The 22,650-nt window shown below is 70.6% G+C and carries 16 protein-coding genes and 1 riboswitch; of the genes, 8 read left to right on the top strand and 8 right to left on the bottom strand.

Features of this window, described 5'->3' with window-relative positions:
- Nucleotides 1–17: 17 nt before the first annotated feature.
- Nucleotides 18–749, top strand: coding sequence for an adenosylcobinamide-GDP ribazoletransferase (locus AB5J62_RS08190; RefSeq protein ID WP_370947529.1), 732 nt, complete (start codon nt 18–20; stop codon nt 747–749).
- On the opposite strand, the gene AB5J62_RS08185 is transcribed toward AB5J62_RS08190, so the two are convergent.
- The 5 genes from AB5J62_RS08185 to AB5J62_RS08165 form a co-directional block, all read right to left on the bottom strand.
- Complete coding sequence (locus tag AB5J62_RS08185) at nt 746–2,827, bottom strand: glucan 1,4-alpha-glucosidase (RefSeq protein WP_370947528.1); 2,082 nt, start codon at nt 2,825–2,827, stop codon at nt 746–748. The two genes, AB5J62_RS08190 and AB5J62_RS08185, sit on opposite strands and share 4 nt — an antisense overlap.
- A gap of 27 nt (nt 2,828–2,854) precedes the next feature.
- Nucleotides 2,855–3,898: an Rv2231c family pyridoxal phosphate-dependent protein CobC gene (gene cobC, locus AB5J62_RS08180; protein ID WP_370950207.1), complete on the bottom strand. Its 1,044-nt coding sequence runs from the start codon at nt 3,896–3,898 to the stop codon at nt 2,855–2,857.
- Nucleotides 3,899–3,983: 85 nt separating this feature from the next.
- Complete coding sequence (locus AB5J62_RS08175) at nt 3,984–5,336, bottom strand: cobyrinate a,c-diamide synthase (RefSeq protein WP_370947527.1); 1,353 nt, start codon at nt 5,334–5,336, stop codon at nt 3,984–3,986.
- Nucleotides 5,330–5,944, bottom strand: coding sequence for a cob(I)yrinic acid a,c-diamide adenosyltransferase (gene cobO, locus AB5J62_RS08170; RefSeq protein WP_370947526.1), 615 nt, complete (start codon nt 5,942–5,944; stop codon nt 5,330–5,332). Before cobO ends, AB5J62_RS08175 begins: the two co-directional genes overlap by 7 nt.
- Nucleotides 5,945–7,900 (bottom strand): putative cobaltochelatase, encoded by a 1,956-nt coding sequence (locus tag AB5J62_RS08165; protein ID WP_370947525.1) that lies wholly within the window; start codon nt 7,898–7,900, stop codon nt 5,945–5,947.
- A 65-nt stretch (nt 7,901–7,965) separates the two neighbouring features.
- On the opposite strand from AB5J62_RS08165, the gene cbiE reads away from it, so the two are divergent.
- From cbiE to AB5J62_RS08135, 6 genes are read left to right on the top strand one after another with little or no spacing between them, the layout of a single operon-like run.
- Nucleotides 7,966–9,132: a precorrin-6y C5,15-methyltransferase (decarboxylating) subunit CbiE gene (gene cbiE / locus AB5J62_RS08160; protein WP_370947524.1), complete on the top strand. Its 1,167-nt coding sequence runs from the start codon at nt 7,966–7,968 to the stop codon at nt 9,130–9,132.
- Nucleotides 9,129–9,881 (top strand): precorrin-4 C(11)-methyltransferase, encoded by a 753-nt coding sequence (gene cobM / locus AB5J62_RS08155; RefSeq protein ID WP_370947523.1) that lies wholly within the window; start codon nt 9,129–9,131, stop codon nt 9,879–9,881. Before cbiE ends, cobM begins: the two co-directional genes overlap by 4 nt.
- Nucleotides 9,878–10,882 (top strand): Gfo/Idh/MocA family protein, encoded by a 1,005-nt coding sequence (locus AB5J62_RS08150; RefSeq protein WP_370947522.1) that lies wholly within the window; start codon nt 9,878–9,880, stop codon nt 10,880–10,882. The genes cobM and AB5J62_RS08150 overlap by 4 nt, the downstream gene beginning before the upstream one ends.
- The gene (locus AB5J62_RS08145) at nt 10,879–11,595 is read left to right on the top strand and encodes a cobalt-precorrin-6A reductase (protein ID WP_370947521.1); all 717 of its coding nucleotides are present in this window, start codon (nt 10,879–10,881) and stop codon (nt 11,593–11,595) included. Before AB5J62_RS08150 ends, AB5J62_RS08145 begins: the two co-directional genes overlap by 4 nt.
- Nucleotides 11,592–12,242, top strand: coding sequence for a 5,6-dimethylbenzimidazole synthase (bluB, locus tag AB5J62_RS08140; RefSeq protein ID WP_370947520.1), 651 nt, complete (start codon nt 11,592–11,594; stop codon nt 12,240–12,242). Before AB5J62_RS08145 ends, bluB begins: the two co-directional genes overlap by 4 nt.
- A 10-nt stretch (nt 12,243–12,252) precedes the next feature.
- The gene (locus AB5J62_RS08135) at nt 12,253–15,333 is read left to right on the top strand and encodes an arabinosyltransferase domain-containing protein (protein ID WP_370947518.1); all 3,081 of its coding nucleotides are present in this window, start codon (nt 12,253–12,255) and stop codon (nt 15,331–15,333) included.
- An 83-nt stretch (nt 15,334–15,416) separates the two neighbouring features.
- On the opposite strand, the gene AB5J62_RS08130 is transcribed toward AB5J62_RS08135, so the two are convergent.
- From AB5J62_RS08130 to AB5J62_RS08120, 3 genes are read right to left on the bottom strand one after another with little or no spacing between them, the layout of a single operon-like run.
- Nucleotides 15,417–16,943 carry a precorrin-2 C(20)-methyltransferase gene (locus AB5J62_RS08130; protein WP_370947517.1) on the bottom strand — a complete coding sequence of 509 codons (1,527 nt, stop codon included), beginning with the start codon at nt 16,941–16,943 and terminating at the stop codon, nt 15,417–15,419.
- Nucleotides 16,940–17,563 carry a precorrin-8X methylmutase gene (locus tag AB5J62_RS08125; protein WP_370947516.1) on the bottom strand — a complete coding sequence of 208 codons (624 nt, stop codon included), beginning with the start codon at nt 17,561–17,563 and terminating at the stop codon, nt 16,940–16,942. Before AB5J62_RS08125 ends, AB5J62_RS08130 begins: the two co-directional genes overlap by 4 nt.
- Nucleotides 17,560–18,636 (bottom strand): precorrin-3B synthase, encoded by a 1,077-nt coding sequence (locus AB5J62_RS08120; RefSeq protein WP_370947515.1) that lies wholly within the window; start codon nt 18,634–18,636, stop codon nt 17,560–17,562. The genes AB5J62_RS08125 and AB5J62_RS08120 overlap by 4 nt, the downstream gene beginning before the upstream one ends.
- A 207-nt stretch (nt 18,637–18,843) precedes the next feature.
- Nucleotides 18,844–18,913: riboswitch (cobalamin riboswitch) on the top strand.
- A 55-nt stretch (nt 18,914–18,968) separates the two neighbouring features.
- Here AB5J62_RS08120 and cobN point away from each other — a divergent pair.
- Nucleotides 18,969–22,547, top strand: coding sequence for a cobaltochelatase subunit CobN (gene cobN, locus AB5J62_RS08115; protein WP_370947514.1), 3,579 nt, complete (start codon nt 18,969–18,971; stop codon nt 22,545–22,547).
- Nucleotides 22,548–22,650 lie beyond the last annotated feature (103 nt).

Genomic DNA, 22,650 nt, shown 5'->3' with positions numbered 1-22,650 from the left:
TGCTGAACTCCTTGCGCATGGCCGTGGGCACACTCACCACGATCCCGGTGCCCGCGCCCACGGTCATCGACAAGCGCGTCGCCGGCGGAGCGATGCTGCTCGCTCCGCTCGCGTCGATCCCGCTCGCCGCCGTCGCCGCGCTGATCGTCTGGGGCGGCGACGCGATCGGCCTGTTCCCGCTCGCGACAGCCGCGCTGGCGCTGGGCGCGGTCGCGCTCGGCAGCCGAGGCCTGCATTTGGACGGTCTGGCCGACACCGCGGACGGTCTCGGCGCGTCCTACGACCGTGAGCGGGCGCTGGAAGTCATGCGGCGCGGCGATTCCGGGCCGACCGGCGTGGCGACGCTGGTGCTGGTGCTGCTTGTCCAATGTGGAGCCTTGACGGGCGCGATCCTTCGTGGACACGGGATCGTCGCGGTGGTCGTCGCCATGCTCGCCGGCCGGTGTGTGCTTTCGCTCTGCTGCGTGCGCGGCGTCCCGTCGGCACGGCCGTCCGGTCTCGGCGCGACGGTCGCGGAGTCGGTTCCCCGGTGCGCGGCCTTGGGCGTGCTGCTGGCGGCCGCGGGCTTGGCGAGTCTCTCCCCCGGCTTGCGCTGGTGGAACGGGCCGCTCGCGATCGTGGCCGGTTACGCCGTCGCCACGTTGCTGCTCGCCCGGTGCCGTCAACGACTCGGCGGGGTCACCGGCGACGTGCTCGGCGCGTGCGTGGAAGCCGCTGTGGCCGCCGCACTGGTGTTCGTGCTGGTTTAGGTTCCGTAGCGCTGCTTGACGATCGAAGGCGTTTCGACGTTCTTGCCCGCGCTCAGTGACACGGCGAGCCGGACGAACTGGGCCTGCGCCCAGGCCAAGGGTGTCGCGGAACCGGTGCCGGTGCCGATCGCGGCGCCACGGTCCCAGACCTGCTCGGGGATCTGGCCGCCCGCGTTGGCCGTCGCGGCCATGGTGCGCAGGTAGCCGGTGCCGAGCGCGCCGGTCGCGACCGCGTACTCGCCGCGTTCGCCGGTCAGCACCGGCCAGAGGCGGCCGACGCCGACGCCGGTGTACGGCCTGCCGTCGGCGGTTTCGCCGTAGCCGTCGTGGTTGTAGCGGTACCAGATGTCGCCCGCCGGTGTGGTGACGCGGATCTTGGCGTCGACGACCTTGAGCGAGTCGGTGATGTGCGGGTCGTCGGCGCGCTTGACGCCGAGCCGGACCAGATCGAGGAAGCCCATGTCGACGACCGTGCGCTCGTCCCAGTTCCCACCCCCGTTCGCGATGCCGAGGTTGTGGCCGTCGTTGGGGTTGCCGTTGTCGTCGATGCGCTCGTAATACCCGTGCGACGCCAGCGATCCCGTGGTCGTGTACGTCCAGTTGTCGACCTGCGCGCGCCAGGAGTCGGCGACCTGGAGGTAGTACGACGCGGCGCCGGGGTCGTTGTTCGCGGTCGCGAGGTCGGCGGCGCAGACGAGAGCGGCGATCTCCGCGGCGAGTGTGGACGGTGAGAAGCCACCCGCCTCTTCCCAGCGCTCCTGCGGCGTCGAGGGACCGTGGTGCGACACGAATTCGGCTGAGGGCTTGATCTTCGCGTAGGTCGCGGCGTCGCGGCGCCCGAGTTGCCAGGCGAGGATGATCGGGAACGACACCTCGTCCATCTGCAGGCTTCCGAAGACGGGGGTGCCGTCGAGCCGGGTGTTCTGCGGATACGAACCGTCGGGGCGGAGCTGGACGTTGAACAGGTAGTCGAGCGCGCGGTTGGCCGCCGCCGAGTCGCCGACCGCGATTTCGGCGGTCGCCATCTGGTAGAGGTCACGGGCCCAGACGGCGTGATATCCGGCGGCACAACAGGAATCCGCGTTCTGCGCGTCACCCCACGGAATGCTGAGCGACGCGACGAAGGCGCCGCGATAGGTCTTGTCCTCGTGCGCCTTGATGGTCATCACCGCGGTCTTGTACTGCTGGGTGATCCCGGTGGTGCTCGACGGCGGCGCGGCGACCGAGTTGAGGTAGTTGTGCCAGCCGGTCTGGTAGCTCGACGAAACCGCCGCCCAGCCGCTGGTCAGCGAGGCCGTCGCGGTGCTCGACGCTTCCGCGCGGCTCGCGCCGAAGCCGAGCGCGAGGGTGAACGTGGTGTCCGTGCCGACCGGGATCTGCGCGGTCTGCACGAGGTTTCCCGGTGCGTCGGCGCTGGTGTACTGGTTCGTGAGCGCGCGGTGCTGGGTCAGGTCCTGCCAGCCGTCGCTCGACGTGCCGGAGTAGCCGCTGCTCAGCGCGGTGAAGCCGGTCGAGCTGGCGAGCGCGCTGGCGACGTTGCCGTCACTGGCTTGGAGCTGGCCGTTCGCGGTCGCGCCGGTGTCGCCCATGCCGGAGTTGCCGAGCGACGGGTTGTAGAGCGCGAACAACTTCAGCGCGCCGCCGGTGAGGACCTGGAAGCGGGTGCGGATGAGCAGCGTCGCGCGCGCCGGGTCGGTGACGTAGGTCTTGGTGATCCGGTAGCGGCCGTTGGTCGCGGTGTTGACCTGCTGGTACGTCAGGGAATTCGGGTCGGCGAGGCTCACCTGGTGGGTGGTGGCGACCTTCTCCTCGTCGGTGAAACTCGTGCCGTCGCTGACCATGTACTGCAGGTCCTGCACGTCGGGCGTGTCGGCCTGCGGGTAGTAGACCTCGTTCACGATGCCCTGGCCGAGGGTGTACCAGAGCTTCGACGTCGTGGTCGTCGACGTGCCGAGTCCTTCTTTGGCGCCACTCGTCCACGCCGAGGCGATACCGGGCGCGCCCGGCGCGGGCGCGGCGTACGCGGGAGTGGCGAAAGCGGCGATCAACATGACGACGAGCAGCAGGCAACGACGCATGAGAAAACACCCTAACCGCGCCACCGGTCAGCGAATACCCGCCGAAAGCAGGGCACGAAGGAAGGCATCGGTCGTTTCACGGTCACGCACCGCGATACGCAGATATTCCGTGCTCAGTCCGGGAAAGGTGTCGCCGCGCCTGACCGCGAACCCGGCTTCGCGCAAGGTCAAGCGAATTCGGTCCGCGTGCGGCAAACGGACCAGCACGAACGGTCCCCTCGGTTCGCCGAGCACCTCGACGCCGAGTTCCTGAAGTCCTGAGATCAGATAGTCGCGGTCGTGTTCCGCGGCGATGGCGAGCTTTTCGGCTTCCTCCAAAGCGGACGGGCGGCTGCACGCGATCATCGCGACGGCGGCCAGTGACGACACTGACCACGGCGGCTGCACCGCGCGCAGTCTGTCCACAATGGACTTCTCGGCGAGCACGTAGCCCGCGCGGAGTCCGGCGATGCCCCAGGTCTTGGTGAGACTGCGGAGTACCGCGAACCCTTCGAGTGATTGTCCCGCAAGGCTTTCCGTCTCACCGGGCACGGCGTCGAGGAACGCCTCGTCGACGACGACCAGCCGGCCCGGCCTGCCGAGCGCCAAAATGTCGGTGGCCGGGTGTAGAACTGAAGTCGGGTTGGTCGGATTGCCCACGAACACGAGATCGGCGTCTTCGGGAACTTCGGCGAGACGGAAACCGTTGTCCGGAGAGAGAGCAACGCGGTGCACAGCGTGACCGGCGGCTTTGAGCGCGGCCTCCGGCTCGGTGAACTGCGGATGCACCACAACGGCTTTACGCGGACGGAAGGAGGTAGCTATCAGGGTGAACGCTTCGGCGGCTCCGGCCGTCGCCAAAACTTCATACGAAGGGCGAGAGTGCCTTGCTGCCAAGGCTTCCGTGGCCGCGGTGACGTCAGGGTAAGCGGCGAGGTCGTCGAGTGCGGCGGCGAGTTCGGCGCGCAGCCAGTCCGGCGGAGCGGGCAGGCGGACGTTGACCGCGAGGTCCACCAGGCCTTCGCCCACCTCACGGTCGCCGTGATGATGGATGTCGTGCTGGTCGGCATCCGGCTGAGCGGCAGCGTGCAGGTGCGCGCGGGCGTCGGGACCAACGTCGCTGGGCTGGTCGATGTCGTGTTGGTCAGCGTGCTGGTCGGCATCTCCGGCGGGTACGTCAGCCACCGGCTGTCACCAAGCGCTGGGCGTGCACGGCCGCGGCGAAGCGGCGGGCCAGCTCGGGATACCCGGCCCAGTGCACGTGCAGGTACGAGGCGTGCAGCGTCGGCGAGGCGAAGCCGTCGGGGGTGCGGTCCCAGCCCCAGGCCGGGTTCGGCCCGTGGCCGGGTTCCAGCTCGGTGCGGTGGAACTCGTGGCCGGTGACGCGCTGGCCCGCGGTCGCGACGAGGTTGTCGGCGAGCGCGACGGCCTTGCGGTAGCCGAGCTTGCCGCGCTTGGTCATCTTCGCGGCGGCGTCGAGCACGCCGGTCATCGGGATGCCGTCGATCTCGCGGCTGAGATAGAGCAGCCCGGCACACTCGGCGACCACGGGCATCCCGTGCCCCGCCGCGGCGGCGACCGCCTGGCGCAGCGGGAGGTTCGCGGAGAGTTCGGCCGCGTGCACTTCGGGGAAGCCACCGCCGAAGTAGAGGCCGGCGCAGCGCTCGGGAAGGTCGTTGTCGCGCAACGGGTCGAGGTCGACCACGTCGACACCCGCGGCGGCGAGCAGCTCGACCGTCTCGGTGTAGCGGAAGGTGAACGCGGCACCGGCCGCGGCGGCGACCACGGCGCGCGGGCCCTCGTGGGTGAGCTCGGGCTCCCAGGCCTTGCCGGTCAGCGGCGCGGCCGAGCGGGCTACCCGGACCACGGCCTCGAGGTCGACGCCACCGGCGACCCAGTCGGCGAGTTCCGGCAGCAGGCGCTGGGATTCCGCGGAGCGCTCGGCGGCGGGCACCAGGCCGAGGTGACGGCTCGGCGCGTGGATGTCGTCGCTACGCCGCAACGCGCCCAGCAGTGGCACGCCCGTCGCTTCCAGCGCGGTGACGATCTCGTCTTCGTGGCGCTGCGAGCCGAGCTTGTTCAGGATGACGCCGGCGAGGCGCACGCGCGGGTCGTAGTTGGCGAAGCCGAGCACGAGCGCGGCAACGCTGCGGCTGGCCGCGCTGGCGTCGACGACGAGCACGACGGGCGCGCCCAGCAGCCGGGCGACGTGCGCGGTCGAGGCGTAGCCCTCGGTGCCGAGCGCGCCGTCGAACAGGCCCATCACGCCCTCGATCACGGCGATGTCGGCACCTGCCGAACCGTGGCGCAGCAACGGGACCAGCCGGTCCTCGCCCTGCAGGAACGGGTCGAGGTTGCGGGCAGGCCTGCCGGTGGCGAGCGCGTGGTAGCTCGGGTCGATGAAGTCGGGGCCGACCTTGTGGCCCGAGACGACATGTCCTCGCGCGCGCAAGGCCGCCATCAAGCCTGCGGCGATCGTGGTCTTGCCGTGCCCGGAACCGGGCGCGGCGATGACCACCCGCGCTACCACTCGATGCCCCGCTGGCCCTTTTGCCCGGCGTCCATCGGGTGCTTGATCTTGGTCATCTCGACGACCAGGTCGGCGGCGTCGACGAGCTTCGCGGGCGCGTTGCGGCCGGTGATCACGACATGCTGGTGCCCTGGGCGCGTGGTCAGCGCTTCGACCACGTCGTCGACGTCGATCCAGCCCCAGTGCAGCAGGTAGCTGAACTCGTCGAGCACGTAGAAGTCGTGCTGCTCGGCCACCAGCCTGCGCTTGATCTCGGCCCAGCAGTCGCGGGCGTTGGCGGCGTGGTCCTCGTCGGTGCCGGACTTGCGGGCCCAGCTCCAGCCCTCGCCCATCTTGTGCCACTCGACCGGCCCGCCCTGCCCGGTGTCCTCGTGCACCTTGCCGAGCGCGCGGAACGCGGTCTCCTCGCCGACCTTCCACTTCGCCGACTTCACGAACTGGAACACGCCGATCGACCAGCCCTGGTTCCACGCGCGCAGCGCCATGCCGAACGCCGCGGTCGACTTGCCCTTCATCGCGCCGGTGTGCACGGCGAGCAGCGGCCGGTTGCGGCGCTGCCGCGTGGTGAGCCCGTCCTCGGGCACGACTTCCGGTTTGCCCTGTGGCATTTACGCGGCCCTCCCGGTCCTGGCGCGCACCGCGCCCGCGAGCGATTCGGCGGCGACCTCGGCCAGCGGCACGTGCTCGGCGCCGAGCCGCGTCGCCAGTTCCGCCGCGAGCCCGAGCCGCATCTTCCCGCTCTCGCAGTCCATCACGATCGAGGCGACGCCGGTGCCCGCCAGCAGCTCGGCGGCCTGGCGTGAGCGTGCGACGGCGTCGGCGCCGCTGGTCGCGCGGCCGTCGGTCACCACGACCAGCAGGGGCCGCCGCCTCGGGTCCCGGATCGCTTCGAGCCGCAACACGTTGGCGGCCTTCAAAAGTCCCTCCGCGAGCGGAGTGCGGCCGCCGGTCGGCAACCCTTCGAGCCGCGACGCGGCGGCGTCGACACTGACCGTCGGCGGCAACGCGAGCTCGGCGTCGGCGGCGCGGAAGGTCACCAGCCCGACCTTGTCCCGGCGTTGATAAGCGTCCAAAAGCAGCGAAAGCACGGCCGACTTGACCTCGCGCATGCGTGCCTTGGCACCCATCGAGCCCGAAGCGTCCACACAGAACAGCACGAGGTTCCCCTCGCGCCCTTCCCGCAACGCGAACCGCAGATCCTGGCCGCGCAACTCCAGCCCGGCGCCGTCACGGCCACGCGCGCGCTGATGCGGCGCCGCCGCCCGGATCGTCGCGAGCAGGTGAGGATGTCCCTCACGCACGCTCGACGGCTTCACGCCGATCGTCCGCCCGGTGTCGGTGATCGCACGCGACCGGCGGCCGTGCGCGCCCTCCCCCGTGCCGTCGAGGGTGAACAGCCTGGCCTTGAACGGTTTCCCCGAGCCGACCGTCTGCTGGCCGTTTTGCGTCCCCTGCCCGTCGCCGGGCTGGTCGTCCGAACTCCCGGCAGGCGGCTCCTGCTCGGCGGGCGGCTCGGAGCCGGAGCCGGGGCCGTCGTCGTCCGGTCCTTGGTCCTGCGGCGGCTCGGCGTCGCGAAGCGCCTGTTCGAGCTGCTCTTCCTCGATGCCCGGCGCGTCGAACGGGTTGCGCCTGCGGCGGTGCGGCAGCGCGAGCCTGGCCGCGACACGGATGTCGTCGGTGGTCACATCCTCGCGGCCGGACCACGCGGCGTGCGCGACGGCCGTGCGCGCCGTGACGATGTCCGCGCGCATCCCGTCGACCTCGAACGAGGCACAGACCTCGGCGATCTGGCGCAGTGCGTCGTCGCCGAGCCGGACGTTCGGCAGAAGTGTTTGCGCCGCTTCGATTTCCGACGCGAGCTTGGCGTCGTCCTCGGCGTACTGGCCGGCGAAACCGTCCGGGTCGGCCTCGTAGGCGAGCCGCCGCCGGACCACCTGGACCCGCTGTTCCGGATCACGGCTGGACGCGACCTCGACGGTCAGCCCGAACCGGTCGAGCAGCTGCGGCCGCAGCTCGCCTTCCTCCGGGTTCATGGTCCCGATCAGCACGAACCGCGCCGCGTGCGACACCGAAACGCCTTCGCGCTCGACCGTCGCGCGGCCCATGGCGGCGGCGTCGAGCAGCGCGTCGACCAAGTGGTCGTGCAGGAGGTTCACTTCGTCGACGTACAGCAGCCCGCGATGCGCGGCGGCGAGCAGGCCGGGCTGATAGTCGGTGACGCCTTCGCCGAGCGCGCGTTCCAGGTTGAGCGAACCGATCACACGGTCCTCGGCCGCGCCGACCGGGAGTTCGACCAGCCGCGCGGGCCGCCGCTTCGAGGGGCCGTCGTGCGGGCCGTCGGGGCAGCCGGGGTCGGGGCTCGCCGGATCACACGAAAACCGGCAATCGTCGACGACGTCCACCCGTGGCAGCAAACCGGCCAGCGCACGCACCATGGTGGACTTCGCGGTGCCCTTCTCGCCACGCACCAGCACCCCGCCGATCGCCGGCGAGATCGCCGAAAGCACCAGCGCCAGCCGTAGATCCGGCATCCCGACAACGGCGGTGAACGGGTAAGGCTTCAAGCTCTGACTCCCGGTTCGACGGCGGTGGCCCGGCCGATCATCGCACAGGAAAAGCGTCGGCTAGCGTGCCGCGAGTGCGCGAAAAATCACCACTGACCGTCGTCGGCATCGGGGCCGACGGCTGGTCCGGGCTGAGCGAAACCGCCCGCGCGGCGGTCACCAGCGCCGACGTCGTCATCGGGGCCACGCGCCACCTCGCCTACCTGCCCGGCGGCATCGAGACGGTGCCGCTGCCGAGCCCGCTCCTGCCCGGCCTCGACGCGTTGTTCGCGGCGCACGCAGGCCGCCGCGTCTGTGTGCTGGCCAGCGGTGACCCGCTCTTGTCCGGCATCGGCACGACACTGGCTTCCCGGTTCGAGAACGTCGAAATCCTGCCCACACTCTCGTCGGTGACACTGGCTCGTGCCCGCCTGCGCTGGTCGGCCGAAGCGACCGAAGTGGTCACCGTGGTCGGCCGGAGCCTCCACCGCCTCAACCGCGTGCTCGCACCCGGCCGCAAGGTGCTCGTGCTCGGCGCCGATCCGACCGACGTCGGCGAACTCCTGCGCGCCCGCGGCTTCGGCGACAGCGACCTGATCGCACTGGAAGAACTCGGCGGCCCGGACGAGCGCATCGTCGACGGCTGGACCGAACGCACCGGACCGCTGACCGTTGTCGCGATCGACTGCCGCGGCTCAGGCCTGTCTCTCGTCGGCGGCCTGCCCGATGAGGCGTTCGAGCACGACGGCCAGCTCACCAAACGCGACCTCCGTGCCGGCGCGCTCGCCCGCCTCGCGCCGGTGCCCGGCGAGCTGCTCTGGGACATCGGCGCGGGCGCGGGCAGCGTCGCGATCGAGTGGTCGCGAACGCACCCGCTGAACCGGGCGATCGCCGTCGAGCGGGACCAAGAGAGAGCCGAGCGGATTGGCCGGAATTCGGCCACCCTCGGGGTGCCCGAACTCCAGGTCGTCGTCGGCCCGGCCCCCGAAGCACTGCGTGACCTGCCGAAACCCGACGCGATCTTCATCGGCGGCGGGCTGACCGTGCCGGGTGTCCTCGACGCCTGCCTCGCGCAGGAGTGCAGGCTCGTCGCGCACGGCGTGACCCTCGAATCCGAACAGGCCTTGGCGAAGGCTTATCAAGACCATGGCGGCGAACTGGTCAGGATCGCTGTCGAACAGGCCGCCCCGCTCGGCGGATTCACCGGCTGGTCGCCCAGCCGGACCGTGACGCAATGGAGTGTGAACCGGTGACCGTCTACTTCATCGGCGCCGGACCGGGCGCCGCCGACCTGATCACCGTCCGCGGCCGAGACCGGCTCGCCGCGTGCGACCTCGTCCTCTACCCCGGCAGCATGACGCCGACCGAGCTGCTGGAGCACTGCTCTCCCCGAGCGGTGCGCACGGACACCGCCGGGCTGAATCTCGACCAGATCGTCGAGATCCTCGTCAACGCGAAGACCGACGTGGCGCGCCTGTGTTCCGGCGACCCGTCGCTCTACAGCGCGGTCGCCGAGCAGATGCGCCGCCTCGACGCGGCCGGCGTGCCCTATGAGGTCATCCCCGGCGTACCCGCGTTCGCGGCCGCCGCGGCGGTGCTCAAGCGCGAGCTGACCGTGCCCGAAGTCGGCCAGAGCCTGGTCATCACCCGCGCGCAGGCCCGCTCGACCGCGATGCCCGAAGGCGAAGAATTGGCCGCTTTCGCCCGCACCGGCGCGACGCTCGCGTTGCACCTGGCGATCAACCGGCTCGACCACCTCGTCGAAGAGCTGGTCCCGCACTACGGTCCCGACTGCCCGGTCGCGGTCGTCGCGCTGGCCAGCCAGCCAGGCGAGGTCGTGCTGCGCGGCACGCTGACCGGGATCTCCGCGCAGGTCCGCGCGGCCGGGGTCACCAGGGCGGCGATGATCTTCGTCGGCAAGGTGCTGGCCGCCGAAGGGTTCCCCGACAGCTTCCTTTATTCGTCCACCCGTGATCGCAAGAGCCAACCGGAGTCCTTATGACACTGCGCTGGGGCCTGCTGGCCGCCGGTTCGATCGCCGAAGAGTTCGCCGCCGCCATCCGCGAAAGCGAGCACGGCACGCTGGCCGCCGTCGCGGCACGCTCGGCCGACCGGGCGGCCGAGTTCGCCGCCCGCCACGAGATCCCTCGCAGCCATGGCGGTTATGAGGCCCTCCTCGCCGATCCCGACGTCGACGCCGTCTACGTGTCGACGCCGCATCCGATGCACGCCGAGTGGGCGATCAAGGCCGCCGAGGCCGGCAAGCACGTGCTGTGCGAAAAGCCGCTGACCGTGTCCGTCGCGGACGCCGAGCGCGTCATCGAAGCCGCGCGGCGCAATGACGTCTTCCTGATGGAGGCGTTCATGTACCGGCTGCACCCGCAGACGCGGAAACTGACCGAACTCATCACTTCCGGCGCGATCGGCGAGGTCCGCGCGGTCGACGTGACCTTCAGCTACGACACGAGCGGTGTCGAGCGCGACCGCATCGCCGACCCCGCGCTCGGCGGTGGCGGAATTCTCGACGTCGGCTGCTACTGCGTCTCGGTCGCCAGGCTGGTTTCGCAAGCCGCGACAGGCATCGAAGCGGTCGAACCGACCGACGTGATCGGCATGGCGAAGCTGGACGAAAACGGCGTCGACGAGATCGCCATGGGACTGCTGCGGCTGCCCGGCGACATCATCGCGCAGATCTCCTGCGGCTTCCGGCTCACGCAGGACGACCACATCCGCGTCTACGGCTCCCGCGGCCAGCTCTTCATCGGCAAGCCGTCCTGGACGTTCGGCATGCGGCGGCCGAGGACTTCGACGATCGTGCTCACCCCGTCCGGCGGCAAGCCGGAGGAGATCGAGGTCGAGGCCACGAAGGGCCTCTTCGCCCGCGAAGCCGACCACGTCGCCGAGCACTTGGCCGCGCGTCAGTCGCCGCTGGTGACCTGGCGGGACACGGTGGCCAACATTCGGACACTCGAGCGCTGGGGCGCGGCGGTCCGCACCCCGTGAAGGTCCTCATCCTGGGCGGGACCGGCGAGGCCCGTGCGCTCGCCGAGGCGCTGACCGCGCGCGGTGTCCCGGTCATCTCGTCGCTCGCCGGCCGGGTGGCGAACCCCAGGCTGCCCGTCGGCGAGGTGCGCGTCGGCGGCTTCGGCGGCCCGGCCGGTCTCGCGGAGTGGCTTCGCGACAACCACATCGACGCCGTCGTCGACGCGACCCATCCGTTCGCCGAACGCATCGGGGCCTCGGCGTTCGAAGCCACGACGGCCGCACAGGTCCGCCTGCTCAGGCTGCAACGACCAGGCTGGTCGGAAAGCCCAGGCGACGACTGGCACTGGGTCGACTCGCTCGACGAAGCGGCCGCGAACCTGCCAGGTGAGCGCGTGTTCCTCACCAGCGGCCGTCAGGGTCTCGCATCCTTCGCCGACAACGGCCAGTGGTTCCTGGCCCGGTGCGTCGACCCGCCAGAACCGCCGCTGCCCCGGCGGATCGAGATCCTGCTCGACCGCGGCCCGTACACCGTCGACGGTGAGACCCGGCTGCTACGCGACCACCGGATCGACGTGCTGGTCACCAAGGACAGTGGCGGCTCGATGACCGCCGCCAAGCTCACCGCCGCCCGTGACCTGGGCATTCCGGTGGTGGTCGTCCGGCGGCCACCCCGCCCCGCCGTCCCCACCGTCAGCGAACCAGGCCAAGCCGTCGATTGGGTGCTCCCATGAACGAGTTCTACGAGTTACTCAACCGCCGCCGCGACGTCCGCGCCGAGTTCACCGGCGCGCCGCCGGGCCCCGAGGCGCTCGACCGGATGCTCGGCGCCGCGCACAGCGCGCCGAGCGTCGGGCTGACCCAGCCGTGGGACTTCGTGCTGGTCGAGAGCGTCGGCACGCGGCGGAAGTTCGCCGACCACGTGCGGGCCGAGCGGGCCGTCTTCGCCGATTCTCTGCCCGAGGACCGCGCGGCGACCTTCGACCGGATCAAGATCGAAGGGATCATGGAGTCCGGGCTCGGCATCGTCGTAACCTACGACGCGGGCCGCGGCTCGCCGGACGTGCTTGGCAGGCACGCGATCGCCGACGCCGGGCTCTATTCGGTCTGCCTGGCGATCCAGAATCTGTGGCTCGCGGCGACAGTCGAGGGCATCGGGGTCGGCTGGGTGAGCTTCTACCGCGAGCCGTTCCTCGCCGACTTGGTCGGGCTGCCCGACGGCATCCGCCCGGTCGCGTGGCTCTGCGTCGGCGAAGTGTCCGAACTGGCCACGGTGCCCGATTTGGAGCGGCACGGCTGGCGCAGCCGCCGCCCGCTGGAGGCCGCCGTCCACCGGGAGACCTTCCGCCCCTGCGTCACCCGTTCGGACGCGACCCGTTAGCGTTGCGCCGATGCGTCTGTTCGCCGTCACGCTCGGATTGCTGTCCGCGCTCTGCGCGTTCGCCTTCCCGTTCCTGCCTGTCGTGCAGGACACCGCGGAGATCACCTGGCCGACCGGCAACGACACCCGCCAGGTCAACTCGCCGCTGACCGGCTACTGGGCGCAGGACCTCAACGTCACTCTCCCGTGTTCGACGATCCGCTCGGTCGACGCGCGCGGGGACGGGCCGACGCTGCTCTTCTCGACGGTGCCGGAGGCCCGGATCGAGAACGGCGCGGGCATGCAGTTGCGCATCGACGAAGGCCTGCTGCTGGCGTCGCTGCGCGGGCAGCAGGTCGCCAGGCAGCCACTGCCGCCGGACAACTGCGACGTCCGGTTCCGCTCCGACGGCAACCACACCACGCTGAGTGTCGCGAACACCCCGATCTTCGAGTTCAGCGGCGACGACCGGCCGCGCGTGATCGGGATCTACTCGTCGATCAGCAGCGCCAAGGACCCGATCGACGGACTGCGGGTCTCGATCGTCACCGACACCCGGTATCAGTCGTCGCCGACGGGCTGGAAGGTCGGCGTCGGTGTGCTGGCGGTCCTTTCGCTCATCGGCTGCCTGATCGCCGTCGGCAAGCTCGACTCCGGCTTCGCGCGGCGCGCGCCACGCTGGGCGCCGGTCGGCTGGTGGCGGCTGACCGCGCGCGACGTGACCGTGTTCGCGGTGCTCGGCGCCTGGGTCTTCATCGGACCGGTCACCTCCGACGACGGCTACATCCTGACCATGGCCAGAGTGACCGAACAGACCGGTTACCTGCCGAACTATCACCGCTGGTTCGGGGTGGCCGAGGCGCCGTTCGGCTGGTTCTACCACGTGTACGAGCTGATGGCGCACGTCAGCACGGTGCCGCCGTGGATCCGCCTGCCGTCGTTCCTGCTCGGCTTGCTGAGCTGGCTGCTGATCAGCCGCGAGGTCATGCCGAGACTCGGCCCGCAGGTACGGGTGAGCCGGGCGGCGGGCTGGGCGGCCGCGGCGGTGTTCCTGGTCTGGTGGATGCCATTCAACAACGGCGTCCGGCCCGAGCCGGTCGCCGCGGTCGGCTCGCTGCTGGCGATCTGCGCGGTCGAACGCGCACTGGTCACACGCCGTCTGCTGCCGATCTGCCTCGGCCTGCTGGCCGCCGCGTTGACGTTGGCGGCGACCCCGACCGGGCTGATCGCGGTGGCGCCGTTCCTGGTCGCCGCGCGGCCACTGTTCAAGATCCTGAAGCAGCGCGCGGTCGACGGCTGGCTGCCGGTGCTCGCCCCGATCCTCGGCGCCGGGCTGCTGGTGCTGACCGTCGTCTTCGCCGACCAGACCTTCGCGACGATCGCCGAAGCCACCCGGATCCGGACGCAGGTCGGGCCGAATCTCTCGTGGTTCCAAGAGTTCTCGCGGTACCAATTGCTCTTCGAGAACCTGCCTGACGGGTCCGCGACCCGCCGGTTCCCGGTGCTGCTGGTCCTGTTGTGCACCGGGACCTGCCTGGTCGTTTTGCTGCGCCGTGGCCGGATTCCCGGCGCGGCGCTGGGCCCGAGCCGCCGTCTCATCGGCACCACGGCGTTGTTCTTCCTGTTGCTGGCGCTGACCCCGACCAAGTGGACCCACCACTTCGGCGCGTTCGCGGCGGTCGGCGCGTCGATGGCCGCGCTGACCGCGCTCGCGACCAGTTCCGGCGTGCTGCGGTCGAAACGCAACCGCGCGGCGTTCCTGGCCGGGCTGCTGATCATCGCGGCCTGGGCGGCGACCGGGCCGAACGCGTTCTGGTTCGTGTCGAAACTCGGCGTGCCGTGGTTCGACTCGGCCCCGAAATGGGGCCCGGTGTCACTGTCGACCATCTTCCTGGCAGGCGCGGCGGTGTCGGCGGTCATCGCGTTCGTCGAAAACGTCCGCGCGCACCGTCCCGGCCACGAGATCGAGAGCCCGGAACGCCGTGGCCGCGCGCTGAAACTCGGCTCGATCTCGCTGGTCGCGGTCTGTGGCGCGGTGGTGGCCAGCGAGGTCATATCGATGACCATGGCCATGCACGCGCAGGCGGGCAGTTACAGCCTCGGCTCGGCGAACGTCGGCCATCTGCTCGGCCAGAGCTGTGGTCTCTCCGATCGCGTGATGGTCGAGCGCGACGCCATCGCGAGCATGCTCGCGCCGCTGCCGGAAGCGCAGCAGAAGACCGTCAACCCGACACCGCAGACCGAGAACCCGCTGCCGCCGACGGACCAGGAGATCGGCCGCACCCAGACCGGTTTCCACACCCGCACGGTCGACGACAAGGACCCGCTCTCCGAGCCGCCACACGGCTTCACCGAGGACAAAGTGTCGATGTGGAGCAGCTACCAGGAGAAGGAGACGCGAGCGGGCCGTCTGCGCTCCGACTGGTACGAGCTGACCGACAAACCGCCGTCAGGCCAGGTCGTGGTCGCCGTCGCGGGCGCGCCGGGCAAGGCGGCCACGGTCAGCCTCGAATACGGGGCACGGACGCCGGACGGTTTCAAGGTCCTCAAAGGCCAGACGCTGCTGCCCGCCGGTGTCGGCAACGGCCAGTGGAACGACGTCCGCGTCAACATGCGTGACCTGCCACCGGAGACGGCCGCGGTCCGCGTGACGGCCATCGACAACGACCTCACCGAGGACGGCTGGGTCGCCGCGACCGCGCCGCGCGTGCCGTCGTTCACCACGTTGACGGACAAGATCGGCAAGAAGCCGGTGTACATGGACTGGCCTGCGTCGTTCGTCTACCCGTGCGCGCAGCCCGCGTTCTCGCACGACGGCATCTCGCAGGTCCCCGCGTACCGGATCACGGCGGGCGCGGTCGCGGACGAGGCGAAGTGGTCGAGCAGCGCGACCGGCGGCCCGATCGGCTGGCTCGAAGAGCTCGCCGACCAGCCGGAGGTCCCGAGTTATCTGGTCGGCCAGCCGTTCCAGTCCTGGGGCAAGCTCCTCCAGGTCGAGCCCTTCACCGAAGGCGCGCCGCCCACGGTCGCCCGTGGCAAGAAGACGGTCCCCGGCTGGTGGTCACCCGGACCCGGCCCCCAGCAACCCAACGGCACCAACCCCACCCGCTAGGCCCCACCGGGATAAAGCGGGCTTTACTCCCCGATGTTTAGCGGGCTTTATCCCGCGGAGTAAAGCCCGCTTTATCCCGGGTTTCAGTGGTACCTGCGGGGTGTCCAGACCATCGAGGTGCCGTCGGGGCGTGCGGCGACGCGGGTGCGGGAGGAGCCGACGATGACCAGGCAGCGCATGTCGACGAAGGCCTTGTCGAGCTCGCCCAGGGTGACCACGCGGACCGACTCCGAGTCGCCGCCGACGTCGCGGGCGATGACCACGGGCGTCTCCGGGCCGCGGTGCCGCAGCAGGACTTCCTGGGCGCGCGCGAGCTGGGTCGTACGGCTGAACGAAGCCGGGTTGTACAGGGCCAGCACGAGATCCGAGACGCCTGCCGCTTCGAGCCTGCGCTCGATGACCTCCCAAGGCTTAAGGCGATCCGAAAGCGACAGCACGCAATAGTCGTGTCCGAGCGGCGCGCCGACTCGGGACGCGGCCGCCTGCGCGGCGGTCACGCCGGGCACGACGCGGACCGAAACGTCCTTCCAGCGCGGATCTTCGACCTGTTCCAGCACCGCCGACGCCATCGCGAACACGCCGGGGTCACCCGACGACACGACCACGACCCGGTTTCCCGCCGCGGCCAGCTCAAGCGCTTCGACGGCCCGTTCGGCCTCGACGCGGTTGCCCGACGCGAGCCGCTGCTGACCCGCCTTCACCGGCACGCGGGCCAAATAAGGGCCATAGCCCACCAGGTGCGTGCCGGACGCGAGTTCGACCTCGGCCTCGGGCGTCAGCCACTGCGGACCGGCGGGGCCGAGCCCGACGACCACGACCTCGCCGCCCTCGGACACCGGAGCCGGCGAGGCCGGAGCCGCTTCGACGCCCGCGAGCCGGGCCGAGTAGGCCGGACTGGGCAGCAGCGCCAGCGAGAAGTACGGCACCGAGTCGGGGTCGACGCTGGCAAGGGGCTCGATGCGCTGCTTTCCCCAGGTCGCGCGCTCGATGTACAGCGCCTGGTCGAGCTTGCCGGCCTCGCCGAGTGCCTGGCGCACCGCGCCGAACGTCCGGCCGAGCTTGAGTACCGCGGCCGAGTCCGTGTCCGCGAGCCGTCGCGCCAGCTCGGGCTGGGACAGCGTCCCCGGCAGCACGGTGAGCACCTCGTCGCGCTGCACCAGCGGCCGCCCGAGCACGGCGGACGCCGCGCTCACCGACGTCACGCCCGGCACCGCCTCCGCCTCGTAGCGGTCGGCGAGCCGCTCGTGCATGTACATGTAGGAGCCGTAGAAGAACGGGTCGCCCTCGCACAGCACGACCACGTTCCGGCCCGCGTCGAGGTGGACGGCCAGCCGCTGCGCGCTTTCGGCGTAGAAGTCGGCGATCGCGCCCTCGTACCCGCCGGGGTGATCGGTCGTCTCGGTGGTCACCGGATACACCAGCGCCTCTTCGAGCTGTCCCTCGCGCAGGTACGGCTCGGCGACCGAACGCGCGATGCTCCTGCCGTGCCTGGCGCTGTGATACGCCACCACGTCGGCCTCGCCGATCAACCGGGCGGCCTTGACCGTCACCAGCTCGGGGTCACCCGGCCCGAGCCCGACACCCCACAGTTTCCCCGAATCGCCGCTCATTCTTCCTCCGTCGCCAACGCGTTCACCGCAGCCACCGCCATCGCACTGCCACCGCGCCGCCCGTGCACCACCAGATAGGGCGCGGGCGCGCGCTTCACCAGCTCCACTTTGGACTCAGCGGCGCCGATGAACCCGACCGGAACGCCGATGATCGCCGCGGGCGCGCCCACGCCTTCTTCGAGCAGTTCCAGCAGCCGGAACAACGCCGTCGGCGCGTTCCCTATGGCGACGACCGAGCCGGGCAGCTTGTCGCGCCAGAGTTCGAGTGCGGCGGCGGACCGCGTGGTGCCCATCCGCTCGGCGAGTGACGGGACGGACGGGTCGGACAGGGTGCAGAGGACCTCGTTGTCCGCGGGCAGTCGTTTCCTGGTGACCCCGCTGGCGATCATCTGCGCGTCGCACAGCACCGGGGCGCCGGCGCGCAGCGCCGCGCGGCCGGATTCGACGACGTCGAGCGAGTACTTGAGGTCGTCGACGAGATCGACCATGCCGCACGCGTGGATCATCCGGACCGCCACCACGGCCACGTCGTCGGGCAGTATCGCGAGATCGGCCTCCTCGCGGATGGTGGCGAACGAATGCCGGTAGATCTCCGCGCCGTCGCGGATGTAGTCGATCACTGCGCTCCTTTTCCCAGCAGGAAATCCGCCAGCGCGGCGACGGGCACCCAGGTGCCGTCGACGCGGTAGCCGTCCTCTTCCGCGAGCACGTCGATGTGCCCGGCGGCAGGTTTTCCGCACCGGCGCTCACAGCCGGCGAAGTGGGCACGCACGCCCGCCACGCGCCTGGCGTCGGCTCGCACGTCGGCTCGCGACTTCGCGCAGCCGGGCCTGCCGATGCACGCGGTGACACCGCGTTCGGTCAGCATTCCCGCCAGCGCCTCGCCGTCGCGCACGCCGGGCAGGAAGACCGAACGCCACGGCGTGACGACCACGAACGGCGCCAGCTCAGCGAACAGCCGCAGCCGCGCCGACGTCAGCACCCCGAATTCGGGGGCGACCACGGCGCCGTCGTCGAGTAAACCGATCGGTATGCCGGCCAGCACCGGCAGTTCCACCGGTGTCACGGCACGCCCTGGCAAGGCGTCAGTCAGTTTCGAAGTATCGGACAGTTCGGAAACCCGCCACTCAGCGTCGCGCGCTTTAAGAAACGCCGAAGCGACCGAAAGCAGCGCTTCGACAGCCTGATCTGCCGTCACGCGCTTGCCGGTGTCGACACCCGCGAGCAGCACCGCACCGTCACGCCAGCAGACGTCCGCGCCTTCACCGGCGACATCGCCGCGGCCGTCGTCGAAAGCGAACAGGAACCGTCCCGGCAGCGCGGCGAGTTCCGGACGCGCACACAGCGCGACATCCAGATCAGCGGCCAGCGCTCGCGCGGTCTCACTGCGCGGCGACGCCAGTATGTTCCGGACCCGTTCGTGCGAAAGCGACGGCAGCAGACCCGCGTCGGCGAGCCATTCGGCCAACCGGGTGGCCGACCGGTCCAGTCCGCGCAGCTGCAGATTCCCCCGCGAAGTCAAGTGGACCTCGCCATCCGCGAAGCCGTCCACGCACTCCGCGAGTACCCGAAGCTGCGCACGCGTCACGACTCCGCCGGGTAGCCGGACCCGGGCCAGCGCGCCGTCCGCGGCGTCGTGTGGTGCGAAAACACCAGGACACACGTCGGCGCGCGCACGGGCAGGGGTGTCCATGGTGGTGACTGTACGGATTGCCCGCGCGCGGACAAGAAGCGAGCCAGCGCATAGGGGTCGGTAAACGGATTTCTAGGGGAAGTCAACGAGAGCAAGAACACTGCGCCACCCCTAGCCGGTCACGACCGGCGCGGATAGGCCATCGTCACCTTGACGCGAGGGTGCGCTGCCCGGAGAGTGAGCGGCGCACCCTCGCGTCGGCAGGTGGAGGAACCCGGTGTGAACCCGGGGCGGTCCCGCCACTGTGACCGGAGACCTCTCCGGGAGCCAGGAACTCCGGCAGGCGCGCACGACTACCCGGGGCGAGGACACCCCGAGAGGAGCTCCACGCTGTGATCCTGCTGCTGTCCACATCGGACACCGACCTGCTCAGCGCCCGATCCGGCGAAACCGAGTGGCGCCTCGCCAACCCGGCCAGGCTCGACCTGGCCGACCTGCCTGGGCTGCTCGACGGCGCGCGGATCGTGGTCGTCCGCATCCTCGGCTCCGAGCGCGAGTGGCAGGAGGGCCTCGACACGGTGCGCGCGAGCGGCGCGCACGTGATCGTGCTCGGCGGTGAGCAGACCCCGGACGCCCAGCTCATGAAGCTGTCGACGGTGCCGGCCGGTATCGCGGCCGAGGCGCACGCGTACCTCGCGCAGGGCGGCCCCGAGAACCTCACACAGCTGCACCGCTTCCTCTCCGACACGCTCCTGCTCACCGGTGACGGCTTCGAACCGCCTGCCCAGCAGCCGCTGTGGGGCGTTCTCGACCGGCCGAACTCCGGCGACGCGACCGGCCCGGTCATCGCGATCCTCTACTACCGGGCGCACCATCTGTCCGGGAACACCGCGTTCGTGCACAGCCTCGCCGACGCCGTCGAGGACGCGGGCGGCCGCGCGCTGCCGATCCACTGCGCGTCGCTGCGCAGCCGCGAGCCCGAGATGATGGCCGAGCTGGCCAAGGCCGACGCGCTGCTGGTCACCGTGCTCGCCGCGGGCGGCACCCGGCCGTCCGAGGTCGGCGCCGGTGGCGACGACGAGGCGTGGGACGTCTCCGAGATGGCCGCGCTCGACATCCCGATCCTGCAGGCGCTGTGCCTGACCAGCGACCACGAGACCTGGGAAGGCAGCGACGACGGCCTCTCCCCGCTCGACGCGGGCAACCAGATGGCCGTGCCGGAGTTCGACGGCAGGCTGATCACGGTCCCGTTCTCGTTCAAGGAGATCGACGAGGACGGCCTGCCCCGCTACGTCCCGGACGCCGAGCGCGCGTCCCGCGTCGCGCGAATCGCGCTCGCGCACGCCCGGCTGCGCCACACCCCGGCCGCCGAGCGCAAGATCGCGCTGATGCTGTCGGCCTATCCGACGAAGCACTCGCGGGTGGGCAACGCCGTCGGCCTCGACACGCCCGCGTCCGCCATCAAGCTGCTGCGCCGGATGCGCGACCTTGGTTACGACCTGGGTGACGAGCCGTTCCCCGGTGTCGAGCCGACCGGCACCGACCAGCCGGACGGCGACGCGCTGATCCACGCGCTGATCGAAGCGGGCGGCCAGGATCCCGAGTGGCTCACGGAAGAACAGCTCGCAGGCAACCCGATTCGCGTGCCCACCGCCAAGTACAAGGAGTGGTTCGACAAGCTGCCCGCCGAGCTGCGCGAGGGCATGGAGGAGCACTGGGGTCCCGCGCCCGGTGAGCTCTACGTCGACAACGGTGACATCGTGCTGGCGTCGCTGCAGTCCGGCAACGTGATCCTGATGATCCAGCCGCCCCGCGGATTCGGCGAGAACCCGGTGGCGATCTACCACAATCCGGACCTGCCGCCGAGCCATCACTACCTCGCCGCGTACCGCTGGCTGGAGGAGGAGTTCGGCGCGCACGCCGTCGTCCACCTCGGCAAGCACGGCTCGCTGGAGTGGCTGCCCGGCAAGACGGCCGGGCTCTCGGCCTCGTGCGCGCCGGACGCGGTGCTCGGCAACCTGCCGCTGATCTACCCGTTCCTGATCAACGACCCCGGTGAGGGCGCGCAGGCCAAGCGCCGCGCGCACGCCACGATCGTCGACCACCTCATCCCGCCGATGGCGCGCGCCGAGAGCTACGGCGACATGGCGCGGCTGGAGCAGCTGCTCGACGAGCACGCCAACATCGCCGCGATGGACCCGGCGAAGCTGCCCGCCGTCCGCGCCCAGATCTGGACGCTCATCCAGGCCGCGAAGCTCGACCACGACCTCGGCGTCGAGGAACGGCCGCACGACGCGGAATTCGACGACTTCCTGCTGCACATCGACGGCTGGCTGTGTGAGGTCAAGGACGCGCAGATCCGCGACGGCCTGCACATCCTCGGCGAGGCTCCGACCGGCGAGGCCCGCATCAACCTCGTGCTCGCCATGCTGCGCGCGCAGCAGATGTGGGGCGGTCAGCAGGGCGCCGTTCCCGGTTTGCGGTCCGCGTTGGGGTTGAAGGAGAACTCCGACGCCCCACTGTCCGAAGTGGACGCGATCGAGCAGAAGGCACGCGCGCTCGTCGTCGCGATGGAAGAACGCGGCTGGGCACCGGAAGCGGCCGCCGAAGTCCTCGATCACCCCGACGAGCAGGTCGAGCGGGTCCTCCGGTTCGCCGCGACCGAGATCGTGCCCCGGCTGGCCGGCACCGAAGCCGAGATCGACGCCGTGCTGCACGCGCTCGACGGCGGGTACATCGCGGCCGGGCCCAGCGGGTCACCGCTGCGCGGCCTGATCAATGTGCTCCCGACCGGCCGGAACTTCTACACGGTCGACCCGAAGGCCATCCCCAGCAGGCTCGCATGGGAGACCGGCCAGGCGCTCGCGGACTCGCTCCTGACGCGGTACCGCGAGGACAACGGCGACTGGCCGCGTTCGGTCGGCCTGTCCGTCTGGGGCACCTCCGCGATGCGGACTTCGGGCGACGACGCGGCGGAAGTGTTGGCACTGCTGGGTGTTCAACCGATCTGGGACGAGGCGTCCCGCCGCGTGACCGGCATCGAAGCCATTCCGCTCGCCGAGCTCGGCAGGCCGCGCATCGACGTGACCGTCCGCATCAGCGGCTTCTTCCGCGACGCGTTCCCGCACGTCATCACGCTGCTCGACGACGCGGTCCAGCTGGTCGCCGGGCTCGACGAGTCCGAAGAGGACAACTACGTCCGCGCGCACACCCGAGCCGACCTCGCCGCGCACGGCGACGCCCGGCGCGCCACGACCCGCATCTTCGGTTCGAAGCCGGGTGCCTACGGCGCCGGGCTGCTGCCGCTGATGGACTCCGGAAACTGGCGCGACAACGCCGACCTCGCCGAGGTTTACGCGGTCTGGGGCGGCTTCGCCTACGGCCGCGGCCTCGACGGCAGGCCCGCGCGCGAGGACATGGAGAACTCGTACAAGCGCATCGTGGTCGCGGCCAAGAACACCGACACCCGCGAGCACGACATCGCCGACTCCGACGACTACTTCCAGTACCACGGCGGCATGATCGCCACCGTCCAGGCGCTCACCGGCACCGCACCCGTGTCCTACGTCGGCGACAGCACGACACCGGACGCGGTCCGCACCCGCACACTCGGCGAGGAGACCGCGCGCGTGTTCCGCGCCCGCGTGGTCAACCCGCGCTGGCTGACCGCGATGCGCAAGCACGGCTACAAGGGCGCGTTCGAACTCGCCGCCACCGTCGACTACCTGTTCGGCTTCGACGCGACCGCGGGCGTGGTCGGCGACTGGATGTACGAAAAGCTGACCGAGTCCTATGTGCTCGACGCCGAGAACCAGGAGTTCATGCGCAAGGCGAACCCGTGGGCGCTGCGCGGGATCATCGAGCGGCTCACCGAGGCGGCGGACCGCGGCCTCTGGGCCGAGCCGGACGCCGACCTGCTCGACCAGATGCGCGAGGTCTACCTGAGCATCGAAGGCGACCTCGAAGGCTGAGGGCTCGTGCGCGTTGCGGGCGGTTAGAACCGCCCGCAACGCGCACGACTCAGGTCGGGATAAAGCGGGCTTTATCGCGCCATACCGGGCGCTTTTCTTGACT

The sequence above is a fragment of the Amycolatopsis sp. cg5 genome (genome assembly GCF_041346955.1).
Lineage (GTDB): Bacteria > Actinomycetota > Actinomycetes > Mycobacteriales > Pseudonocardiaceae > Amycolatopsis.
Note: the sequence above shows the minus strand (reverse complement) of the source record. Positions and strands in the feature narration are given on the sequence as shown.